The organism is Pseudomonas sp. R4-34-07 (genome assembly GCF_003852375.1).
Lineage (GTDB): Bacteria > Pseudomonadota > Gammaproteobacteria > Pseudomonadales > Pseudomonadaceae > Aquipseudomonas.
The window spans coordinates 758,537-781,382 of sequence record NZ_CP027760.1; the positions used below are offsets into that span (position 1 = coordinate 758,537).

At 58.5% G+C, this 22,846-nt stretch carries 14 protein-coding genes, 2 tRNA genes and 3 rRNA genes; 12 read left to right on the plus strand and 7 right to left on the minus strand.

The genetic code is table 11. From position 1 onward, the window contains the following. Window positions 1–12: 12 nt before the first annotated feature. The 4 genes from C4J85_RS03245 to C4J85_RS03260 all read right to left on the minus strand — a co-directional run bounded on the left by C4J85_RS03245 (window position 13) and on the right by C4J85_RS03260 (window position 3,753). Window positions 13–594, minus strand: a complete 582-nt coding sequence (locus tag C4J85_RS03245) for a YigZ family protein (RefSeq protein ID WP_124408983.1) — start codon at window positions 592–594, stop codon at window positions 13–15. Between the two features lie 12 nt (window positions 595–606). After that, window positions 607–1,266, minus strand: coding sequence for a TetR/AcrR family transcriptional regulator (locus C4J85_RS03250; RefSeq protein ID WP_124361147.1), 660 nt, complete (start codon window positions 1,264–1,266; stop codon window positions 607–609). Between the two features lie 87 nt (window positions 1,267–1,353). Further along, window positions 1,354–2,748 carry a uracil-xanthine permease family protein gene (locus tag C4J85_RS03255; protein ID WP_124408984.1) on the minus strand — a complete coding sequence of 465 codons (1,395 nt, stop codon included), beginning with the start codon at window positions 2,746–2,748 and terminating at the stop codon, window positions 1,354–1,356. A gap of 87 nt (window positions 2,749–2,835) precedes the next feature. Next, on the minus strand, window positions 2,836–3,753 hold the full coding sequence (locus C4J85_RS03260; protein ID WP_124408985.1) for a LysR family transcriptional regulator: 918 nt from the start codon (window positions 3,751–3,753) through the stop codon (window positions 2,836–2,838). Window positions 3,754–3,879: 126 nt separating this feature from the next. Here C4J85_RS03260 and C4J85_RS03265 point away from each other — a divergent pair, with 126 nt between their 5' ends. From C4J85_RS03265 to C4J85_RS03315, 10 genes are all read left to right on the plus strand, one after another. Beyond that, a complete protein-coding gene (locus C4J85_RS03265; protein ID WP_124408986.1) occupies window positions 3,880–5,229 on the plus strand; it encodes an aspartate aminotransferase family protein in 1,350 nt (449 codons plus the stop codon). A gap of 39 nt (window positions 5,230–5,268) precedes the next feature. Continuing rightward, a complete protein-coding gene (locus C4J85_RS03270; protein WP_124369482.1) occupies window positions 5,269–6,762 on the plus strand; it encodes a CoA-acylating methylmalonate-semialdehyde dehydrogenase in 1,494 nt (497 codons plus the stop codon). A gap of 572 nt (window positions 6,763–7,334) precedes the next feature. Beyond that, window positions 7,335–8,871, plus strand: a 16S ribosomal RNA gene (locus C4J85_RS03280). A gap of 161 nt (window positions 8,872–9,032) precedes the next feature. Further along, window positions 9,033–9,109 (plus strand) — tRNA-Ile (locus C4J85_RS03285). 30 nt (window positions 9,110–9,139) lie between these two features. Then, window positions 9,140–9,215, plus strand: a tRNA-Ala gene (locus tag C4J85_RS03290). Window positions 9,216–9,464: 249 nt separating this feature from the next. Next, a 23S ribosomal RNA gene (locus C4J85_RS03295) occupies window positions 9,465–12,356 on the plus strand. 157 nt (window positions 12,357–12,513) lie between these two features. Next, window positions 12,514–12,629, plus strand: a 5S ribosomal RNA gene (rrf, locus tag C4J85_RS03300). Together the 16S, 23S and 5S rRNA genes with 2 tRNA genes alongside form the textbook arrangement of a ribosomal RNA operon. Before the next feature lie 161 nt (window positions 12,630–12,790). Then, the gene (locus C4J85_RS03305; protein WP_124365716.1) at window positions 12,791–13,450 is read left to right on the plus strand and encodes a paraquat-inducible protein A; all 660 of its coding nucleotides are present in this window, start codon (window positions 12,791–12,793) and stop codon (window positions 13,448–13,450) included. Continuing rightward, window positions 13,437–14,060: a paraquat-inducible protein A gene (locus C4J85_RS03310; protein ID WP_124361153.1), complete on the plus strand. Its 624-nt coding sequence runs from the start codon at window positions 13,437–13,439 to the stop codon at window positions 14,058–14,060. The genes C4J85_RS03305 and C4J85_RS03310 overlap by 14 nt, the downstream gene beginning before the upstream one ends. Then, window positions 14,053–16,356, plus strand: a complete 2,304-nt coding sequence (locus C4J85_RS03315) for a PqiB family protein (RefSeq protein ID WP_124408987.1) — start codon at window positions 14,053–14,055, stop codon at window positions 16,354–16,356. Before C4J85_RS03310 ends, C4J85_RS03315 begins: the two co-directional genes overlap by 8 nt. 116 nt (window positions 16,357–16,472) lie before the next feature. Here the strand turns inward: C4J85_RS03315 and mksF are convergent, their stop codons facing one another. The 3 genes from mksF to mksB are packed head-to-tail and all read right to left on the minus strand — an operon-like array spanning window position 16,473 to window position 21,284. Next, window positions 16,473–19,313, minus strand: coding sequence for an Mks condensin complex protein MksF (mksF, locus tag C4J85_RS03320; protein WP_124408988.1), 2,841 nt, complete (start codon window positions 19,311–19,313; stop codon window positions 16,473–16,475). Continuing rightward, window positions 19,310–20,017, minus strand: a complete 708-nt coding sequence (mksE, locus tag C4J85_RS03325) for an Mks condensin complex protein MksE (RefSeq protein ID WP_124365719.1) — start codon at window positions 20,015–20,017, stop codon at window positions 19,310–19,312. Before mksE ends, mksF begins: the two co-directional genes overlap by 4 nt. Further along, a complete protein-coding gene (gene mksB / locus C4J85_RS03330) occupies window positions 20,007–21,284 on the minus strand; it encodes an Mks condensin complex protein MksB (protein ID WP_124361157.1) in 1,278 nt (425 codons plus the stop codon). The genes mksE and mksB overlap by 11 nt, the downstream gene beginning before the upstream one ends. 187 nt (window positions 21,285–21,471) lie before the next feature. On the opposite strand from mksB, the gene C4J85_RS03335 reads away from it, so the two are divergent. Both C4J85_RS03335 and rimI read left to right on the plus strand, forming a co-directional pair. Continuing rightward, a complete protein-coding gene (locus tag C4J85_RS03335) occupies window positions 21,472–22,215 on the plus strand; it encodes an energy transducer TonB (protein ID WP_124411161.1) in 744 nt (247 codons plus the stop codon). Further along, entirely contained in the window at window positions 22,208–22,660 is a 453-nt protein-coding gene (rimI, locus tag C4J85_RS03340; RefSeq protein WP_003188286.1) for a ribosomal protein S18-alanine N-acetyltransferase, read from the plus strand. Before C4J85_RS03335 ends, rimI begins: the two co-directional genes overlap by 8 nt. Window positions 22,661–22,846: the final 186 nt, after the last annotated feature.

Genomic DNA, 22,846 nt, shown 5'->3' on the forward strand with positions numbered 1-22,846 from the left:
CAGTAACAGTTTTCAGCGTTGCAGCAGGATACGTCCACGGCTCAGGTCGGCCAGTTGGGCTTGCAGGGTATCCACCTGCTCTTCGCCTAAAGCCAGTTGCAGTTCGACACCGTTGGCGGTGAAGATTTCCTCCACCACCAACCCGCCAAGGTCGGCAACGCGCAGTTTTACCAGGTTCAGCTCGGCGAATGCACAGGCGCAGCGCAAGGGTATGCGGCTGATCAGCTCGATGCGCTCGGCATTCTGCAGGCACTTGTTGGCGCCACCGCCATAGGCCCGGGCCAGCCCGCCGGTGCCTAGTTGAATGCCGCCGTACCAGCGAATCACCAGCACCGCGACCTGATCGAAACCCTGGGCTTCGATGGCCGCGAGGATTGGCCGCCCGGCGGTGCCACCGGGTTCGCCGTCGTCGTTGCTGCGGTATTGGTCGGCGAGTTTCCAGGCCCAGCAGTTGTGTGTTGCGTTGAGGTCGCTGTGCTGCTCGAAAAACGCCTGGGCGTCGTGCGGGCTGGTAATGGGCGCCGCCAGGGTGATAAAGCGGCTTTTGCGGATTTCTTCACGAAATTCGCAAAGGCCTGTAAGCGTGAATGGCATAAGTCGCTTCGTTTATTGGGCCGGCTTGATGCCACAGCCTTTGAGAATGATGTGGATCAGGTTGGTGCCGGCGTCTTCCATATCCTGCTTGGTCAGCTTGGTGCGCCCCGTGACGCGGCAGATCTGGGTGGCGAAGTCGGCGTAGTGCTGGGTGCTGCCCCACAGTAGGAAGATCAGGTGTACCGGGTCGATGGGGTCCATCTTGCCAGCATCGATCCAGGCCTGGAACACGGCCGCCCGGCCGCTGAACCAGGCGCGGTAGTCCTGGCTGAAATATTCGGTAAGGCATTCGCCGCCGCTGATGATCTCCATGGCGAAGATTCGTGAGGCCTGTGGCTGGCGTCGTGAGAATTCCATCTTGGTGCGGATGTAACGGGAAAGGGCCACGGCCGGGTCGTCCTCGGCGGTCAGCGCGTTGAACGTGCTGTCCCACAATTCCAGGATATTGCTCAGTACGGCAATGTACAGGCCAAGCTTATTGGTGAAGTAATAATGCAAGTTGGCTTTGGGCAACCCGGCACTGGCAGCGATGGTGTTCATGCTGGTGCCCTTGTAGCCGTGGCGCGCGAACTCATCTTCAGCAGCCTGGAGAATCGCTTGTTCGTTCTTTTGCCGAATGCGGCTGGCGGGTTTACCGGCGTGGTTGCTGTGGGCAGGAACTTCGAGGCTCATGGAGGTTTCCGTGCTGATCGATAGAGGCGACGTGTGCACAGATAACCCACCCTCAAGCCTCAGACAAGTGTTGATGCAATAAAACCGTCAAAGCGATTCCAGGGAGTCACTTTCGGGCGTGTGGTTTGCAACGGCATCGGTGGTTTTGGCCTCGGGCAATAGCAGGCACAACACAATGGCAGTCAGGCCGCCGCTGGTGATGGCGGAGTCGAACAGGTTCTGCACCAGGGTTGGCATCAAGTGCAGCAGGTTGGGCTGGGCGGCGATGCCCAAGCCGACACCGAAGGAGGTGGCGATGATCAGCATGCTGCGTCGATCCAGCGGCGCCTGCGCCAGGATGCGCACACCTGCCGCAGCGACGCTGCCGAACATCACCAGGGTCGCGCCGCCCAGCACCGGTTTGGGGATTTGCTGCAACACCGCGCCGATCATGGGAAACAACCCGAGACAAATCAACACGGCGCCGATGTACAAGCCGACGTAACGGCTGGCCACGCCGGTGAGTTGGATCACCCCGTTGTTTTGCGCAAAGGTGGTATTGGGGAAGGCGCTGAACGTCGCGGCGATCATGCAACTGACCCCATCACCCAGCACGCCGCCTTTGAGTCGGCTTATATAAGACGCACCGCTGATTGGCTGACGGGCGATCATGCAGTTGGCCGTAAGGTCACCAACGGTTTCGATACTGCTGATCAGATAAATCAGCGCGATTGGCAGGAAGGCGCTCCAGTCGAAGTTGAAACCAAAGCGAAACGGCGTAGGCAGGCTGATCAGAGGCAGGTCGGGCAAGGCATGGGGCACCAGCTTGCCGCTGAACCAGGCGGCCAGGCTGCCGAGGGCCAGGCCGATGATGATGGCCGAGAGGCGTACCCAGGGCGTGTTCGAGCGGTTGAGCAGGATGATCGTCAATACCACGAACAGGCCCAGGGCCAGGTTGGTGGGGGCGCCAAAGTCGGGGGCGTTGAAGCCGCCGCCGAGATCGGTGATGCCTACTTTTATCAGGCTGATGCCGATCAGCGTAATCACGATCCCGGTCACCAGAGGCGTGATGACCCGGCGCAGTTGGCCCATACAGCGGCTCAGCACGATTTGCACCAAGGCGCCGAAAAAGCACACGCCGAAGATCATCGCCAGGATGTCCTCAGGGCTGCCGCCGCGTTGCTTGACCAGAAAACCGGCGGACAATACCGCCCCCAGGAAGGCGAAGCTGGTGCCTTGCAGGCAAATCATCCCGGCGCCGATACCGAACGGCCTACGCGCCTGGATGAACGTGCCGACGCCGGAGACCATCAGCGCCATGCTGATCAGGTAGGGCAGGTGCGCGGTGAGGCCCAGGGTGGAACCGATGATCAAGGGTGGCGTGATGATGCCGACGAACGCGGCCAGCACATGTTGCAGGGCGGCCAGCAGGGCGGGCAGTGGTTTCGGACGGTCATCGAGGCCGTAGATCAGGTCGTTGGGGCTGGAGGATTTTGCTGGCATGGCGGGTCAACTCGGGGCGGACGGTTCAAGGTGCCTATGCCTTGCAAAAAACTGTCCACCTGCTCAGCTTTTTGTGTGGGGCCCGAATTAGCGCGTTGTTGCCAAGCTTTCCAGGAAACTTTCCAGCACCAAATGGGGGCGGCGGCCCTTGCGCGTGACCGATGCCAGGCTTAAGTCGTAAAACCGTGTGGCCGACTTCAGCGCGCGGAGTCGGCCTTGTTGTACCCACAGGCTGGCGTAGTGATCGGGCAGGTAGCCGATATAGCGGCCGGTGAGGATCAGGAATGCCATGCCTTCGCGGTCCGAGGCACTGGCCGTGCAATTGAGCGCCTGGTAGTGGGCCTGGATTTCGGCGGGCAGGCGGAAGGTCGGGGCGATGGCGTCCTGGCCGTCGAGGCGCGCGTCGTCCAGTTGCTTGTCGTCGGCATAAAATAGCGGATGGCCGACCGCGCAATAGAGCAGCGAGCGCTCGCTGTACAGCGGTTGGTATTCCAGGCCGGACAACGCGCTGGCCTGGGGCACCACGCCAACGTGCAGACGGCCATCGAGTACGCCTTGCTCCACTTCATTGGGGGCGATCATGCGGATCTGGATCTGCACGTCCGGGCCGCGCTCCTTCAACTGCGCCAGGGCGTGGGTGATGCGCATATGGGGCAGGGTGACGAGGTTGTCGGTGAGGCCGATGATCAGCTCTCCGCGCAAGTGCTGGTGCAGGCCATTGACCTCGGTGCGAAAACTTTCCAGGGCACTCAGCAGTTGCAACGCCGACTGATAGACCTCGCGGCCTTCTTCAGTCAATGAGAATCCGGCGCGGCCGCGTTGACAGAGCCTCAGCCCGAGGCGCTGTTCCAGGTCGCTCATTTGCTGGCTGATGGCCGAACGCCCAATCCCCAGTACGGTTTCCGCTGCGGAAAACCCGCCGCACTCCACCACGCTGCGAAAGATGCGCAGCAGACGGATATCAAAGTCGCTGACCTGGGCCAGGGGGTCGGGACGACGGCTCATAGTTTAGTGAAGTCCTGACTGAAGGTTAGAAGAGTTGAATTTCACCGACTTTATCCCCGTGGCAATTTAGCTGCAACAACGCTTTTTCAATCCCGACGCTGCCTTTTGCCTTGCGAGGTTTTGCTGATGAACATGCCGGAAAACGCCCCATCGTCCCTGGCCAGCCAACTCAAGCTGGATGCTCACTGGATGCCCTATACCGCCAACCGCAACTTTCAGCGTGATCCGCGCCTGATCGTGGCCGCCGAGGGCAGTTGGTTGACCGATGACAAGGGGCGCAAGGTCTACGACTCGCTGTCGGGCTTGTGGACGTGCGGCGCCGGGCATACGCGCAAGGAAATCCAGGAAGCGGTGGCCCGGCAGTTGGGCACCCTGGACTACTCTCCGGGCTTCCAATACGGTCATCCGCTGTCCTTTCAACTGGCGGAAAAAATCACCGACCTGACCCCTGGCAACCTCAACCATGTGTTCTTCACCGACTCCGGCTCCGAGTGTGCCGACACTGCGGTGAAGATGGTGCGTGCCTACTGGCGCCTGAAGGGCCAGGCCACCAAGACCAAGATGATCGGCCGCGCCCGTGGGTACCACGGTGTAAACATTGCCGGCACCAGCCTTGGCGGCGTCAACGGCAACCGTAAGCTGTTTGGTCAGTCGATGATGGACGTTGACCATCTGCCGCATACCTTGCTGGCGAGCAATGCGTTCTCCCGTGGCATGCCGGAGCTGGGCGGTATCGCGTTGGCCGATGAGTTGCTCAAACTGATCGAGTTGCATGATGCTTCGAACATCGCTGCGGTGTTCGTCGAACCAATGGCCGGTTCCGCAGGCGTGCTGGTGCCGCCACAGGGTTATCTCAAGCGCCTGCGTGAAATCTGCGATCAGCACAACATCCTGCTGGTGTTCGACGAAGTGATCACCGGTTTCGGCCGCACTGGTTCGATGTTCGGCGCCGACAGCTTTGGCGTGACCCCGGACCTGATGTGCATCGCCAAGCAAGTCACCAATGGCGCGATTCCCATGGGCGCGGTGATTGCCAGCAGTGAGATCTATCAGACCTTCATGAACCAGGCGACGCCCGAGTACGCTGTGGAATTCCCCCACGGCTACACCTATTCGGCGCACCCGGTGGCCTGCGCGGCCGGCCTCGCGGCACTCGACCTGCTGCAGAAGGAAAACCTCGTGCAGAGCGTAGCCGAAGTCGCACCGCATTTTGAGAATGCGCTGCATGGCTTGAAGGGCAGCAAGAATGTGGTTGATATCCGTAACTACGGCCTGGCCGGAGCCATCCAGATTGCCCCGCGTGACGGCGATGCGATCGTGCGCCCGTTCGAGGCCGGCATGGCGCTGTGGAAAGCCGGTTTCTATGTGCGCTTCGGTGGTGACACCCTGCAGTTCGGGCCAACCTTCAACAGCAAGCCGCAGGACTTGGATCGCCTGTTCGATGCGGTCGGTGAAGTGTTGAACAAGATCGACTGATTTCTCCTTCTATATAGAACAACTTTTCAGGAGCCCTGCATGAGCCTTATCCAGCATTTGATCAACGGTGAATTGGTCAACGACAGCGGTCGCAGTGCCGACGTGTACAACCCGTCTACTGGCCAGGTGATTCACCAAGTGCCGTTGGCCAGTCGCGAAACCATTCAACAGGCGATCGACGCGGCCAAGGCGGCGTTCCCGGCCTGGCGTAATACGCCGCCGGCCAAACGTGCGCAGGTGATGTTCCGTTTCAAGCAGTTGCTGGAGCAGAACGAAGCGCGTATTTCGCAGTTGATCAGCGAAGAGCACGGCAAGACGTTGGAGGATGCCGCCGGTGAGTTGAAGCGTGGCATCGAGAATGTGGAGTACGCGTGCTCGGCGCCGGAAATTCTCAAGGGTGAATACAGCCGCAATGTGGGGCCGAACATTGATGCATGGTCGGATTTTCAGCCGCTGGGCGTGGTGGCGGGGATTACGCCGTTCAACTTCCCGGCGATGGTGCCGTTGTGGATGTATCCGCTGGCGATTGTGTGCGGTAACTGTTTCATCCTCAAACCGTCGGAGCGTGACCCGAGTTCAACGTTGTTGATCGCGCAATTGTTGCAGGAAGCGGGTCTGCCTAAAGGCGTGCTGAGCGTGGTGCACGGTGACAAGGGTGCAGTGGACGCTTTGATCGAGGCGCCCGAGGTAAAAGCACTTAGCTTTGTAGGATCGACGCCGATTGCCGAATACATCTATGCCGAAGCGACCAAACGCGGTAAGCGCGTGCAGGCACTGGGCGGGGCGAAGAACCACGCGGTGCTGATGCCGGACGCGGATCTGGATAACGCCGTCAGCGCCTTGATGGGCGCGGCGTATGGTTCCTGCGGCGAGCGTTGCATGGCGATCTCGGTGGCGGTGTGCGTGGGTGACCAGGTGGCGGATGCGTTGATCGCCAAGCTGGTGCCGCAGGTCAAGGCGTTGAAGATCGGCGCGGGCACCACCTGTGGCTTGGATATGGGGCCACTGGTGACGGGGCAGGCGCGGGACAAGGTCAGCGGCTATATAGAGGACGGTGTGTCGGCGGGGGCCGAGTTGGTCGTCGATGGTCGCGGCTTGAGTGTTGCCGGGCATGAACATGGGTTCTTCCTCGGTGGCAGCCTGTTTGATCGCGTGACCCCCGAGATGCGTATCTATAAAGAAGAGATCTTCGGGCCAGTGTTGTGCGTGGTGCGGGTGGACAGCCTGGAAGCGGCGATGCAATTGATCAACGATCATGAATACGGCAACGGCACCTGCATCTTCACCCGTGACGGTGAGGCGGCGCGTCTGTTCTGCGATGAAATCGAAGTGGGCATGGTGGGGGTCAACGTTCCGCTGCCGGTGCCGGTGGCTTATCACAGCTTCGGTGGCTGGAAGCGTTCGCTGTTTGGCGACTTGCATGCCTATGGGCCGGATGGGGTGCGGTTCTATACCCGTCGCAAGGCGATCACTCAGCGTTGGCCGCAGCGAGCCAGCCATGAGGCATCGCAGTTCGCTTTCCCGAGCCTGTAAGGCTGGGTGAATAGAAGGCCGGCCCCTTGGGGCCGGCCTGCCCGTTTCCTGGGTTTTTTGACCTATATGACAGAAATGTGAAAAAGAAGGTTGACGGCAGATTCTGTGCGCCTATAATTCGCCCCACTTCCGGCGCAGTCGAAACGGAAAACTCCTTGGCAAACAATGAGTTAAGTAGTTTTCGACAGCAGGTTGCTTCAGTTCATCGAAGCCAAAAGGAAGTTGAAAAAGAGGTGTTGACAGCAGCGTGTAACGCTGTAGAATTCGCCTCCCGCTTACGAGAGATCGCAAGCGCAAGTGGTTGAAGTTGTTGAAGAAATCTTCGAAAACTTCTGAAAATAACCACTTGACAGCAAATGAGGCTGCTGTAGAATGCGCGCCTCGGTTGAGACGAATAGCTCTTAACCAACCGCTCTTTAACAACTGAATCAAGCAATTCGTGTGGGTGCTTGTGGGGTCAGACTGATAGTCAACAAGATTATCAGCATCACAAGTTACTCCGCGAGAAATCAAAGATGTAACCAACGATTGCTGAGCCAAGTTTAGGGTTTCTTAAAAACCCAAAGATGTTTGAACTGAAGAGTTTGATCATGGCTCAGATTGAACGCTGGCGGCAGGCCTAACACATGCAAGTCGAGCGGTAGAGAGAAGCTTGCTTCTCTTGAGAGCGGCGGACGGGTGAGTAATGCCTAGGAATCTGCCTGGTAGTGGGGGATAACGTTCGGAAACGGACGCTAATACCGCATACGTCCTACGGGAGAAAGCAGGGGACCTTCGGGCCTTGCGCTATCAGATGAGCCTAGGTCGGATTAGCTAGTTGGTGAGGTAATGGCTCACCAAGGCGACGATCCGTAACTGGTCTGAGAGGATGATCAGTCACACTGGAACTGAGACACGGTCCAGACTCCTACGGGAGGCAGCAGTGGGGAATATTGGACAATGGGCGAAAGCCTGATCCAGCCATGCCGCGTGTGTGAAGAAGGTCTTCGGATTGTAAAGCACTTTAAGTTGGGAGGAAGGGCAGTTACCTAATACGTGATTGTTTTGACGTTACCGACAGAATAAGCACCGGCTAACTCTGTGCCAGCAGCCGCGGTAATACAGAGGGTGCAAGCGTTAATCGGAATTACTGGGCGTAAAGCGCGCGTAGGTGGTTTGTTAAGTTGGATGTGAAATCCCCGGGCTCAACCTGGGAACTGCATTCAAAACTGACTGACTAGAGTGTGGTAGAGGGTGGTGGAATTTCCTGTGTAGCGGTGAAATGCGTAGATATAGGAAGGAACACCAGTGGCGAAGGCGACCACCTGGACCAACACTGACACTGAGGTGCGAAAGCGTGGGGAGCAAACAGGATTAGATACCCTGGTAGTCCACGCCGTAAACGATGTCAACTAGCCGTTGGGAGCCTTGAGCTCTTAGTGGCGCAGCTAACGCATTAAGTTGACCGCCTGGGGAGTACGGCCGCAAGGTTAAAACTCAAATGAATTGACGGGGGCCCGCACAAGCGGTGGAGCATGTGGTTTAATTCGAAGCAACGCGAAGAACCTTACCAGGCCTTGACATCCAATGAACTTTCCAGAGATGGATTGGTGCCTTCGGGAACATTGAGACAGGTGCTGCATGGCTGTCGTCAGCTCGTGTCGTGAGATGTTGGGTTAAGTCCCGTAACGAGCGCAACCCTTGTCCTTAGTTACCAGCACGTTATGGTGGGCACTCTAAGGAGACTGCCGGTGACAAACCGGAGGAAGGTGGGGATGACGTCAAGTCATCATGGCCCTTACGGCCTGGGCTACACACGTGCTACAATGGTCGGTACAGAGGGTTGCCAAGCCGCGAGGTGGAGCTAATCCCAGAAAACCGATCGTAGTCCGGATCGCAGTCTGCAACTCGACTGCGTGAAGTCGGAATCGCTAGTAATCGCGAATCAGAATGTCGCGGTGAATACGTTCCCGGGCCTTGTACACACCGCCCGTCACACCATGGGAGTGGGTTGCACCAGAAGTAGCTAGTCTAACCTTCGGGAGGACGGTTACCACGGTGTGATTCATGACTGGGGTGAAGTCGTAACAAGGTAGCCGTAGGGGAACCTGCGGCTGGATCACCTCCTTAATCGACGACATCAGCTGCTTCATGAGCTCCCACACGAATTGCTTGATTCATTGAAGAAGACGAAAAGAAGCAGCCCAAAGGGTTGTAGCTTAGTTGGTTAGAGCGCACCCCATGCTTTGTGGTAAAGAGCAGGGTGAGGTCGGCCTTAGCAGCTCGAAATTGGGTCTGTAGCTCAGTTGGTTAGAGCGCACCCCTGATAAGGGTGAGGTCGGCAGTTCGAATCTGCCCAGACCCACCAATTTTGTGTGGGAAACGCCTGTAGAAATACGGGGCCATAGCTCAGCTGGGAGAGCGCCTGCCTTGCACGCAGGAGGTCAACGGTTCGATCCCGTTTGGCTCCACCACTACTGCTTCTGTTTGTAGAAAGCTTAGAAATGAGCATTCCATCGCTGTGATGGTGAATGTTGATTTCTAGTCTTTGACTAGTTCGTTCTTTAAAAATTTGGGTATGTGATAGAAAGATAGACTGGACGTTACTTTCACTGGTAACGGCTCAGGCTAAGGTAAAATTTGTGAGTCGCTCTTAATTGAGTATGATCGAATTTTCGGCGAATGTTGTCTTCACAGTATAACCAGATTGCTTGGGGTTATATGGTCAAGTGAAGAAGCGCATACGGTGGATGCCTTGGCAGTCAGAGGCGATGAAAGACGTGGTAGCCTGCGAAAAGCTTCGGGGAGTCGGCAAACAGACTTTGATCCGGAGATGTCTGAATGGGGGAACCCAGCCATCATAAGATGGTTACCTTACACTGAATACATAGGTGTATGGAGCGAACCAGGGGAACTGAAACATCTAAGTACCCTGAGGAAAAGAAATCAACCGAGATTCCCTTAGTAGTGGCGAGCGAACGGGGACTAGCCCTTAAGTGGCTTTGAGATTAGCGGAACGCTCTGGAAAGTGCGGCCATAGTGGGTGATAGCCCTGTACGCGAAAATCTCTTAGTCATGAAATCGAGTAGGACGGAGCACGAGAAACTTTGTCTGAATATGGGGGGACCATCCTCCAAGGCTAAATACTACTGACTGACCGATAGTGAACTAGTACCGTGAGGGAAAGGCGAAAAGAACCCCGGAGAGGGGAGTGAAATAGATCCTGAAACCGTATGCGTACAAGCAGTGGGAGCCTACTTTGTTAGGTGACTGCGTACCTTTTGTATAATGGGTCAGCGACTTATTTTCAGTGGCGAGCTTAACCGAATAGGGGAGGCGTAGCGAAAGCGAGTCTTAATAGGGCGTCTAGTCGCTGGGAATAGACCCGAAACCGGGCGATCTATCCATGGGCAGGTTGAAGGTTGGGTAACACTAACTGGAGGACCGAACCGACTACCGTTGAAAAGTTAGCGGATGACCTGTGGATCGGAGTGAAAGGCTAATCAAGCTCGGAGATAGCTGGTTCTCCTCGAAAGCTATTTAGGTAGCGCCTCATGTATCACTGTAGGGGGTAGAGCACTGTTTCGGCTAGGGGGTCATCCCGACTTACCAAACCGATGCAAACTCCGAATACCTACAAGTGCCGAGCATGGGAGACACACGGCGGGTGCTAACGTCCGTCGTGAAAAGGGAAACAACCCAGACCGTCAGCTAAGGTCCCAAAGTTATGGTTAAGTGGGAAACGATGTGGGAAGGCTTAGACAGCTAGGAGGTTGGCTTAGAAGCAGCCACCCTTTAAAGAAAGCGTAATAGCTCACTAGTCGAGTCGGCCTGCGCGGAAGATGTAACGGGGCTCAAACCATACACCGAAGCTACGGGTATCACGTAAGTGATGCGGTAGAGGAGCGTTCTGTAAGCCTGTGAAGGTGAGTTGAGAAGCTTGCTGGAGGTATCAGAAGTGCGAATGCTGACATGAGTAACGACAATGGGTGTGAAAAACACCCACGCCGAAAGACCAAGGTTTCCTGCGCAACGTTAATCGACGCAGGGTTAGTCGGTCCCTAAGGCGAGGCTGAAAAGCGTAGTCGATGGAAAACAGGTTAATATTCCTGTACTTCTGGTTATTGCGATGGAGGGACGGAGAAGGCTAGGCCAGCTTGGCGTTGGTTGTCCAAGTTTAAGGTGGTAGGCTGGAATCTTAGGTAAATCCGGGATTCTAAGGCCGAGAGCTGATGACGAGTTGTCTTTTAGATGACGAAGTGGTTGATGCCATGCTTCCAAGAAAAGCTTCTAAGCTTCAGGTAACCAGGAACCGTACCCCAAACCGACACAGGTGGTTGGGTAGAGAATACCAAGGCGCTTGAGAGAACTCGGGTGAAGGAACTAGGCAAAATGGCACCGTAACTTCGGGAGAAGGTGCGCCGGTGAGGGTGAAGGACTTGCTCCGTAAGCTCATGCCGGTCGAAGATACCAGGCCGCTGCGACTGTTTATTAAAAACACAGCACTCTGCAAACACGAAAGTGGACGTATAGGGTGTGACGCCTGCCCGGTGCCGGAAGGTTAATTGATGGGGTTAGCTAACGCGAAGCTCTTGATCGAAGCCCCGGTAAACGGCGGCCGTAACTATAACGGTCCTAAGGTAGCGAAATTCCTTGTCGGGTAAGTTCCGACCTGCACGAATGGCGTAACGATGGCGGCGCTGTCTCCACCCGAGACTCAGTGAAATTGAAATCGCTGTGAAGATGCAGTGTATCCGCGGCTAGACGGAAAGACCCCGTGAACCTTTACTATAGCTTTGCACTGGACTTTGAATTTGCTTGTGTAGGATAGGTGGGAGGCTTTGAAGCGTGGACGCCAGTTCGCGTGGAGCCAACCTTGAAATACCACCCTGGCAACTTTGAGGTTCTAACTCAGGTCCGTTATCCGGATCGAGGACAGTGTATGGTGGGTAGTTTGACTGGGGCGGTCTCCTCCTAAAGAGTAACGGAGGAGTACGAAGGTGCGCTCAGACCGGTCGGAAATCGGTCGTAGAGTATAAAGGCAAAAGCGCGCTTGACTGCGAGACAGACACGTCGAGCAGGTACGAAAGTAGGTCTTAGTGATCCGGTGGTTCTGTATGGAAGGGCCATCGCTCAACGGATAAAAGGTACTCCGGGGATAACAGGCTGATACCGCCCAAGAGTTCATATCGACGGCGGTGTTTGGCACCTCGATGTCGGCTCATCACATCCTGGGGCTGAAGCCGGTCCCAAGGGTATGGCTGTTCGCCATTTAAAGTGGTACGCGAGCTGGGTTTAGAACGTCGTGAGACAGTTCGGTCCCTATCTGCCGTGGACGTTTGAGATTTGAGAGGGGCTGCTCCTAGTACGAGAGGACCGGAGTGGACGAACCTCTGGTGTTCCGGTTGTCACGCCAGTGGCATTGCCGGGTAGCTATGTTCGGAATAGATAACCGCTGAAAGCATCTAAGCGGGAAACTAGCCTCAAGATGAGATCTCACTGGGACCTTGAGTCCCCTGAAGGGCCGTCGAAGACTACGACGTTGATAGGTTGGGTGTGTAAGCGCTGTGAGGCGTTGAGCTAACCAATACTAATTGCCCGTGAGGCTTGACCATATAACACCCAAGCAATTTGACTACTCGAAAGAGCATCAGATTGCGGTGTGTGAAGACGCAATGAACCGAAAGTTCGATACTCACAAAACACCGACTTCTATCCCATACCCAATTTGCTGAAGCGAGGCCACATTGCCACGACTCAGTACCCGAATTTCTTGACGACCATAGAGCATTGGAACCACCTGATCCCATCCCGAACTCAGTAGTGAAACGATGCATCGCCGATGGTAGTGTGGGGTTTCCCCATGTGAGAGTAGGTCATCGTCAAGATTAAATTCCGAAACCCCATTTGCGAAAGCAGATGGGGTTTTGTTTTGGGCGGTCGAAAAGCGCCAACACTCCCTCGCCACCTCCGACAAATTTGCACAGTTATTTCTGAACCAGACCACTAGAATAGGCACCTAACCTTTTTTAGAGCCCGAGCCCTATTTATGCCCGATCCGGTTGATGCCCTTGAGGTGTCGGATTTACCCCTGGACGACTTGGTGGCATGCCATGAGTGCGACTTGCTGATGCGCAAACCCTCGCTCGCCCTCGGTGAGAAGGCTGAATGCGCACGTTGCGGTTACGAGCTCTACGCTCATCGTCACAACGTCGTCGAGCGCAGCCTCGCCTTGGTGCTGGCAGCACTGCTGCTGTATATCCCCGCGAATTTTCTACCCATCATGCAGCTCAATCTACTCGGGCAGTCCTCGGAGGACACTGTGTGGACCGGCGTAGTCGGCCTGTTCAACACCGGAATGCAAGGCGTTGCCGTCGTGGTTTTCCTGTGCAGCATGGGCATCCCCCTGCTCAAGTTGTTGTGCCAGCTGGCTGTGCTGCTCAGCATCCGCTGGAACATCGGTCGCAGTTATGGACTGCTGTTCTACCGCATCTACCACCATATGAAAGATTGGGGAATGCTGGAGGTCTACTTGATGGGCGTACTGGTGGCACTTGTGAAGCTGGCTGACATGGCCTCCATTACGCTTGGCTTGGGTCTGGTCTGCTTCGTCAGTCTGTTAATGGTTCAGATTCTGCTCGAGGTGGTGATGTCACCCCACCAGATCTGGCAAGCGCTGTCAGGAGAGAATGACCATGCGGGCAATTGATGCAGGCATTCTGATTTGTACCGAATGCCATGAATTGAACAAGCAGCAAGCCGATGCCGACGAGCAACTCTGCACCCGTTGCGGTGCGCTGATCCACCCGCGTCGTCCCAATAGCCTCATACGCACCTGGGCACTGCTGGTGACTGCGGCGATCCTGTACATCCCGGCCAACCTGCTGCCGATCATGACCGTCAACTCTCTCGGCCAAGGCGACCCGAGCACCATCATGTCCGGCGTGATCCAACTGGTACAGCACGGCATGTTTCCGATTGCCGCCGTGGTGTTCATCGCCAGTATCCTGGTGCCGACGTTCAAGCTTGTGGGCATCGGCCTGCTGCTATTTTCGGTGCAGCGCCGACAACCGCTGTCTGCGCAACAACGCATTATCATGTACCGCTTTATCGAATTCATCGGTCGCTGGTCCATGCTGGATATCTTCGTGATCGCCATCCTGGTGGCGGTCGTAAACTTTGGGCGGCTTGCCAGTGTCGAGGCCAATCTTGGCGCTGCAGCGTTCGCCAGTGTGGTGATCTTGACGATGTTTGCCGCAGTAACCTTCGATCCCCGACTGATTTGGGATAACACGGAGTCGGATGACGACCATGAGTGATTTGCCTAAAGCTAAAACCCGCCCTGCGTCCAACTGGTCGGCCATCTGGGTGTTGCCCCTGATCGCCCTGATCATCGGTGGCTGGCTGGGGTGGCGTGCCTACTCCCAGCAAGGTATCGAGATTCAGGTCCGCTTTGAAAGCGGCGAAGGCATTCAAGTCAACAAGACCGAAGTGGTCTACAAAGGGATGACGGTGGGCAAGGTCAAGGCCTTGGCGCTGGATGACGAAGGCAGCAATCGCGGGGTGATTGCCACCATCGAGATGAACAAGGACGTCGAACAATACCTCAAGACCAACACCCGCTTCTGGCTGGTCAAACCGAGCGTCAGCCTCGCCGGCATCACTGGCCTGGAAACCCTGGTCTCGGGCAACTACATCGCCGCAAGCCCCGGGGATGGTGAGCCCACCCGCAAATTCAAGGCGCTTTCCGAGGAGCCGCCGTTATCCGACGCCAAGCCCGGCCTGCACCTGACCCTCAAGGCTGATCGTCTGGGTTCGCTGAACCGTGGCAGCCCGGTGTTCTACAAGCAGATCCAGGTGGGGCAGGTCAAAAGTTACTTGCTGTCTGAAGACCAGAGTACGGTTGAGATCAAGGTCTATATCGAACCAACCTACGCCAACCTGGTGCGCAAACATACCCGTTTCTGGAACGCCAGCGGCATAAGCATCGACGCCAATCTGTCCGGTGTGAAGGTGCGCAGTGAATCCCTCTCCAGTATCGTCGCCGGTGGTATTGCCTTTGCCACCCCGGAAAACCGCAAGGACAGCCCGCCAACCGACCCGAGCCTGCCTTTCCGCTTGTACGAGGATTTCGACGCCGCCGCCGCGGGCATCAAGGTCAAGGTCAAGCTCACCGATTTCGAAGGCCTGCAGGCTGGACGCACTCCCGTGATGTACAAAGGTATCCAGGTCGGCAGCCTGAAGACCCTGAAGATCGACCCGGACCTGACCAGCGCCAGCGCTGAATTGACCCTCGACCCATTGGCCGAAGACTACCTGGTTCAGGACACGCAATTCTGGGTGGTCAAGCCGTCCATCTCCCTGGCCGGCATTACCGGGTTGGAGGCCCTGGTCAAAGGTAACTACATCGCCATCCGCCCCGGCGACAAAGGCACCCCGCCACAACGTGAATACGTGGCGCGCGCCAAGGCGCCACCGTTGGATCTGCGCTCCCCAGGCCTGCACATGGTGCTGCTCACCGACAACCTCGGCTCGCTGGATGTCGGCAGCCCGATTCTGTACAAGCAGGTCAAAGTCGGTTCGGTACAGAGCTACCAGTTTTCACGCAAGAAAAAACAATTGGTGATCGGCGTTCATATCGAGAAAGAGTATGAAAGCCTGGTCAACGGTTCGACACGTTTCTGGAATGCCAGCGGTGTCACCCTCACCGGTGGGCTTACCGGCGGTATCCAGGTGAAAAGTGAATCCCTGGCCAGTCTGATGGCCGGCGGTATCGCCTTCGAAACGCCGGAACCGAATGTGCCGCTGAAACGACGCATCCCCCGTTTCCGCTTGTTTGCTGATCGGGACGCTGCCAATCAGCATGGCACCCTGGTCACCATCAAGGTCGATCGCGCCGACGGCTTGAGCCCGGGCACGCCGGTGCGCTTCAAAGGCCTGGAAGTGGGCAAGCTCGAGAGCGTGGACCTGAGTGCCGACATGCAATCGGTGCTGCTCAAGGCGCGTATCACCCAGGTTGCGGACCGTATTGCCCGGGTTGGCAGCCAGTTCTGGGTGGTCAAGCCCGAATTGGGCCTGATGAAGACGGCAAATCTGGAAACCCTGGTCACCGGTCAATACATCGAAGTGCAACCGGCCGCGAAAAACGCCGGCCCGCAGAAGAGCTTTGTCGCCCTTGCGCAGCCGCCAGAAGTCGCGCATCAGGAGGCCGGCCTGAGCCTGACACTCAGCGCCGCACGCCGCGGTTCGCTCAAGGAGGGCGTGCCGGTCACCTACCGTGAAGTCACCGTGGGCAAAGTTACCGGCTATGAGCTGGGACAGACCGCCGACCGTGTCCTGGTGCACATCCTGATCGAGCCCAAATACGCGCCGTTGGTACGCAGTGGCAGTCGCTTCTGGAACACCAGCGGCTTCGGGCTCGACTTCGGCTTGTTCAAGGGCGCGACGGTGCGTACCGAGTCCCTGGAGACGTTGGTTGCCGGCGGTATCGCCTTTGCCACGCCTGAAGGCGAGCGCATGGGCAACCCGGCACGGCCGCAGCAGACCTTTGCACTGTTCGACAAGTTCGAGGATGAGTGGCTGACCTGGGCGCCGAAGATTCCACTCGGCAAGTAGACAGAGGCGCGGCTATCGGGGGCTTGCCCCCGATGAGGCCTTGAAAATCACTGCAAAACCCACAAAAAAGGCCGCGATCCAAACGATCGCGGCCTTTTGCCTTTCAGCGCTACACGTCAGACGACATCCAACTCCGGCTCGTCCGCCTGCATGTTCAGGGTGGCCTTCACCGCATCGTGACGACGGATATATTTCCAGTCGGCCTCATCAATGTAGATCCCGTTCGGCCCGCTGCCGCCTTCCAGGTCGATCGCTACCTGGGCAGACACCTGCGGCTTCACGCTGGCCAGGATCGGCACGAAGCCCAACTGCAGGCTGGTTTCCAGCAGCGCTGCCTGGTTCTTCTCATCGATGTCCGCCGCTTCGTCGAGGTAGTACGGCAAGCGCACGCGACCGGCCTGGTCGCGGTCCATCAGGTGCAGCAACAAGTACATGTTGGTCAGCGCCTTGATGGTCATGGTGGTGCCGTTGGACGCGGCGCCATCGATGTCGGTATGAATCACCGGCTGGCCGTTCACCTTGGTGATCTCGAACGCCAGCTCGAACAGGTCCTTGAGGCCCAGTTGGTTATGGTTGGCCGCCACGAGGCGGGCCAGGTATTCCTTGGCTTCTTCGTTCTTGTTGTCCTGCTCGGCGCTCTGGCTGAGGTCGAACACCGACAGCGTTTCGCCTTCCTCATACTGACCGGCGCTGTGGATGATCTGGTCGATATGCTTGAGGGCTTCCTTGTTCGGCGCCAGCACGATGCGAAAGCTCTGCAGGTTGGAGACCTGGCGCTTGTTGATTTCGCGGTTGAACAAGGCCAGTTGGTGTTCCAGGCTGTCGTAGTCGCTACGGATATTGCGCAAGGTCCGCGCAATATCGGTGACGGCCGCGCGGCGCGCCTTGCCCAGGGTCAATGCCTCATCGGTACGGTGCGCATAGGCGTTGATCAGCAGTTGCAGACGCCGCTCCATGTCGTCCTCGCTGTCGAACTTGGCCACGCCCTTGAGGCGCACCTGCGCATACAGCGCTTCGATCTGGCCATCGGCACGCAGCAAGCCTTGCCAGCTGTCCTGATAGTCGTTGAGCAGCGGCAGCAGGTTGTCCATGGAGTCGTCGACCGGGTCCATGAACGGCGTGCCGAACGGCAGGTCCGCCGGCAATAGCTGGCGCCGGCGCAACGCGTCGTCCAGCGTACGCTGCTTGGCTTCCATGTCGCCGATCTGGCGGCCGACCAGTTGCAGCTTGGCCGACAGCTGCTGGACTCGCTCGGTGAACGCATCGCTGGAGCGCTTCAGTTCATCCTGGGCCGCTTCCATCTGCGCGAGGTGTTCCAGCTTCTCGCCTTCCTCCGCGCTCAAAGTCTGGGTGCGGCGGAAATCTTCCAGCGCCTTCTGCGCGTCCAATACCTGCTGGTACAGCGCTTCGGTCTGGGTCTTGCTCGCCGCTCGGTCGGAAGCGACCGCATGTTGGGTTTTCAGTTGCTTGAGTTCTTTTTCCAGGCGCTCTTTCTGGTCGCGCAACGCCGCGCGATCCGCCAGGGCCTGCAAAGCCGGTGGTTCGATGTGCGAGAGGTCGATGGACAGCCCCGGCACTTCGAAACGCTCGCCCTTGAAACCCTCGAGGATCTGTTCCAGGGATTTGACCCACTGGCCTTGCTCATCCAGCGTGATGCCATGTTCACCCAGGGGCAGGCTGAACAACGCGCTGTTGAACAGGCGCATCAAGCGTTCGACATCCTGTTGCGAGAATTCTTCGCGCAGCTTGGCGTAGCTGTTGTTGTCCGCGTGATCGAGCTGCTGCTTGACCGACTTCAAGCGTTTTTCCAGGTCGCGCAGACGCTCGTCCAGGTCCTCGGCGCTGAACTGACGCGACTGCGCCAGCGCACCCGCCAATTCGTCGTGAGCGTCCTTGGCCGCGAGCAGTTGCTGCTCCAGCACCCGCACATCATCGACCAGCGCGAAGCGATGCTTGAGCACCGACAACTCGCCCAACCAGCGTTGGATGCCACTGATCTCGCGCTCCAGGCGCATCAGCTCCTGGGTGCCGCCACGCTGGTCGTTCTGCAGCGCATCCTGCTCGTTGCGATAGTGTTCGGCCTGGATCGTCAGCTCTTCCTTGCGCGCACTGGCGTAATCCGACCAGGTGCCCAACAGCGAATCGAGCAACGGCGACAGGCGATGCAATTTGCCGCGCAAAATGTCGCGCTGTTTCACGCCATTGGCGAGTGCTTCGACCAACGGCCCGGCGGCCACCAGGGAGTTGTAGTCCTGCTCCATGCGCCGTACATCGCGGAAGGCTTCTTCGCACGCGGCGATGTAATCGACGCTGCCGGAGCGCAGGCTGTGTTCAAACGCATCGAGGAACAATTGCTTGAGCTTGGCGGCGGTGATTTCGCGCATGTGCAGCAGGTTGATGAACAGCGCGCGGAACGTCTTCAGGCTCTGTTCGCTGGTGGAGCGCAGTGGGATCAGCGTCAGGTCCAGCGGGATCGAGGTGTGGCCGCCCACCAACAGGCGCCGCAGTTCGTCGGGCTTGAGTTCATAGGCCTTCAGGCCTTCGCGCTCAAGGTTGGTGAACAGCTCTTTCTGGCGCAGGCAGGTGTCGTTTTTCTGATAGTGGGCCAGGTCCAGCTTGCCGGCATAGGCGAAGAACTGGTGACCGAAACCACCGCCCGGGCCGCGTCCGACCACGCCAATCACATGCGGGCCGTGGGGCAGCGAGACTTCCACGAGGATGTAGCTGGTGTCGGTGGCAAAGTAGAAGCGTCGCGATTGCTCCAGGGTGTATTTGCCGAAACTCATGTCCGACATGCGCGCCAGGATCGGGAACTGCAAGGCGTTGATCGACGCGGATTTACCCAGGTTGTTCGCGCCATACACCGACAACGGTTCTTCCAGCGGGAACAAACCCAGGCTGTAGCCGGCGGTATTCAACAGGGCGAAGCGGCGTATGCCGTAGCGTTCCTTACTCATGCGTCGGTCTCCTGTTCTTCGGCAATGGCGCGGGCGAGGGCGTCTTCTTCGCTGTCTTCGGCGAAGTCACTCAAGTCCAGCGGGTCATCGGTCTTCAGCAGTTTTTCATCGCTGTCTTCGTCGATGATCACCGGCGCCGGCAACGGCAAGACGCTGTGCACACTGGCGGCGAGGTCGCGGTCCTGCTGGACCGACAGGCACACATCAAGGAAACGATGCATCGGCGGCAGGAAGCGATAGATGCCGTTGTCTTCGCTGGCGAAACCCAGCTGAGTCATGCGGCGCATGATTTTTTCTTCGAGTTCTTCCTGGGTCTGCACTTCGGCCTGGATAAACAGGTCGCGGTATTTCTCCAGTAACGACGGCAGTTCATCGCGGCCCAGGCTGCCGCCATCGAGCACGGCAACCGGGTCGCGGCCCTGGTCGGCCAGGTGTTCGACGAGAATGAAGGTGAACAACGCCAGGCGCTGGGCGGTCTTGTTTACCTGCGCGCTGGCAATCGCGGAGTCCGGCACGAAGTAGTAGAAGCCACGGGTATCGCAGACCAGCTCAAAGCCCAGGGCCTTGAATAGCGTGCGGTACTGGTCCTGGAAGTTCGACAGTTGCGCGTACAGCTCCGGGTCGCGGCGGCTGACGTGGTAGCCCTTGAACAGCTCGCGAAAGATCGGCGCCAGCTGGGACAGTTCGGATAGATCAAGATGCATTTGGGATGCTCGCAGAGTGCTCGGCCGCGTCAGAGCTGGCCGGGAGCAGGGCGAAGGAGCGCAGGCTGACCTGGTGCTCGTGGGTGTGGTAATCGCGGCGTTCCAGGCGCTCGCGCTTGAAGCGTTTTTCTCGCGAGAGCCGCGAGAACCAGTACAACAATTCGTCGGTCGCGCCGTCCGGCTCCTGCTCCAGCAGCCAGGTCATCAGGTCCGGCATCGGCAGCGCGTCTTCGCAGCGTTCGAGCATTTCCTTGACCGTTCGCGGTGCGCGCGGGGCTTCGCCCTTGTGGGTCTTGTGCGCCTTGGGGAAACGCGCCGGTTTCGGCTCGAAATTCGCCAGGGCGTACACATACGCCTCGACTTGGCTGGCACTGCCGAGGAAGGTGCTTTGCGGCCGGCTGAACATTGGCATGGCAGCCTGCGGCACCGCGTCCAGGCCTTTGCGGCGGATGGCCGACAGGGCCAGCGCCGCGCCACGGGTCACGGCGTTGTGCCGGCGTGCTTCTTCGCGCAGCGGCAACAGCAGCTCGCGCGCATGGCGCAGGGTCAGCTGGGCGCTGGTCTGCATCTCGAGGATGCGCGCGTGGGTGCGCAGCAGCATGTCGTCGTCCACTAGGTGGCCCAGACGCTGTTGCTCGGTGAGCATGCGCAGCAGCACATTCTCCACCTTGCGCACGCCTTGCTCGAACGCGCCGTCGGCGTTCACCAGTTGGATCATCGGTTCGACGTATTCGTCCCAGGTGGCCAACACCTCGGCGTAGCGCTGGCGCAACGGGATCTGCCGGTCGCTGGTCTTGGCGCGGTCGGCCACGGCAGCGAGGGCCTGTTCGTCGTTGGCGAGTTTTTTCAGCACGTCGCGCACGCGCATATCCAGCAGGCGCAGTTGGCGGGCCAGGTCGTGGCCGTCACGGATGTCGAAGGCGTCCTGGATATAACCGGCCAGGCGCTCGAGATGACGCAGGTAGGCTTCGATTTCCAGGCACAGGCCAAGCCGGTGCTCCTTGCGAAGATACGCCAGGAAGTCGTGGATCTGCGCGTTGAGCTCGAAGCGGTTCGGGCTCTTGGCCACCGGCACCAGGATATCCAGGCGGATCCACACGTCCAGCAGGCTGGTGATGTCCTGGGGCGTGCTGTCCAATTGTTGGGCGGCCAGTTGCGCGCGCAGTTCGCCCAGGCTCAGGGTGCCTTGGTCGAAGTGTTCGCACAGTGGCTCAAGTAAGGCCCAGTGTTCGGCGAGGGCGCGCAGGACGCGCTTGGGTTCGATCATGGGAAAGGCCGGCTGGTTGGCGATTAAAAGTCGCGATTGTACTGCATCGGGCGCGGGATTTATCCACAGCCGGTCAGTGTGCAGTGGGCGATTGTTGCCGAACAGCGGTAGAATCCCCGCTCTTTAGTTATCCACAAGTGGCTGAGCTGTGCTTACCGAGTCCCGACGTCGCGCTTACTTGAGCGCCATGCAGGTGGTCAACTGGCTGCCCCGCACCGAACTGCCGTTTGCCGCGCCGTCGCGGCCCGAGCTGTTGCAGGCGCCGGAGCCCTATGAAGCGTTCTCGCCTTCAGGCGAGGAAGCCGCCGCGCCGGTGGCGGTCATCAAGCCTGTGCCCGAAACGCGGCCGACGGTTGCGCGCACGAAGATCGAGGTGCCGCGCCCGTCACCGGTGGTCAAGGCAGTGGTCGCCGAAGACACTGCCCCGGTGGCCAAGGCCCCGGTCGTGCCGCCGCCACGCTTTGCCCTGCAACTGCTGCGCGCCGGGCGTTGCCTGCTGCTGGTGGAATTGCCCACCGGCGAACGTTTCCAGTCGCGCGACCCGGCCTACCTGCTGCTCAAGGACATGCTGCGCGCCGCCGGCCTGCCCGACAGTCCGCAAATTGTCGGCGACCCGGTCCGCTGGCCACTGCTGGTGCGCGGCACCATGGACCAGGGCCCGGACGCCGCGCGGGATTTTGTACAGAGTTTTGTTGCGGCACGCCTGGAAGACGAACCGTGCGTCTGCCTGTGGCTGATCGGCTTGCCCGCCGTGCGCTTTGCCGGTGAGGCGGACGCCGAAGCCTGGTGCCGCGAACTGCAGGTTGAAGGCCTGGGTTCGGTATGGGCCCTGCCGGGCCTGGAATTATTAATGGAAGAGCCACAGCGTAAGGCTGATATCTGGCAAGCCATGCGCCGGCTGATGGCGCGCTGGAAAACAACCGATGAGTGAGGCTTTATCCTTCCGCCCGATGACCGAGGCTGACCTCGATGCCGTGCTGAAGATCGAATACGCAGCGTTCAGCCACCCCTGGACCCGTGGCATCTTTCTCGACGGGCTGGGCAAGTACCAGATCTGGCTGATGTTCGAAGGTGAGCAGCAGGTGGGCCATGGCGTGGTGCAGATCATCCTCGATGAGGCGCATCTGCTCAATATCACCGTGAAGCCGGAGAATCAGGGCCGAGGTTTGGGCTTGGCACTGCTCGAGCATCTGATGTCCCGCGCGTATGCGGCCAATGCTCGTGAGTGTTTCCTGGAAGTGCGTGACAGCAATACCGGTGCGTTCCGCCTGTATGAGCGCTATGGCTTCAACGAGATTGGCCGTCGTCGCGATTACTACCCAGCCGTGGGCGGCCGCGAAGACGCAGTCGTGATGGCCTGCACCCTGGTCGACTAAACACCGAAATCCATGTGGGAGGGGGCTTGCCCTAATGCCAGTCAGTTAAGAAGTAGCAGGAGCGAGAAATAACTTGTGGCGAGGGAGCTTGCTCCCGGTGGGGCGCGAAGCGGCCGCAAACAATAGGACTGCTGCGCAGTCCAGCGGGAGCAAGCTCCCTCGCCACAGGTTCGGTGTCGCCTTAAC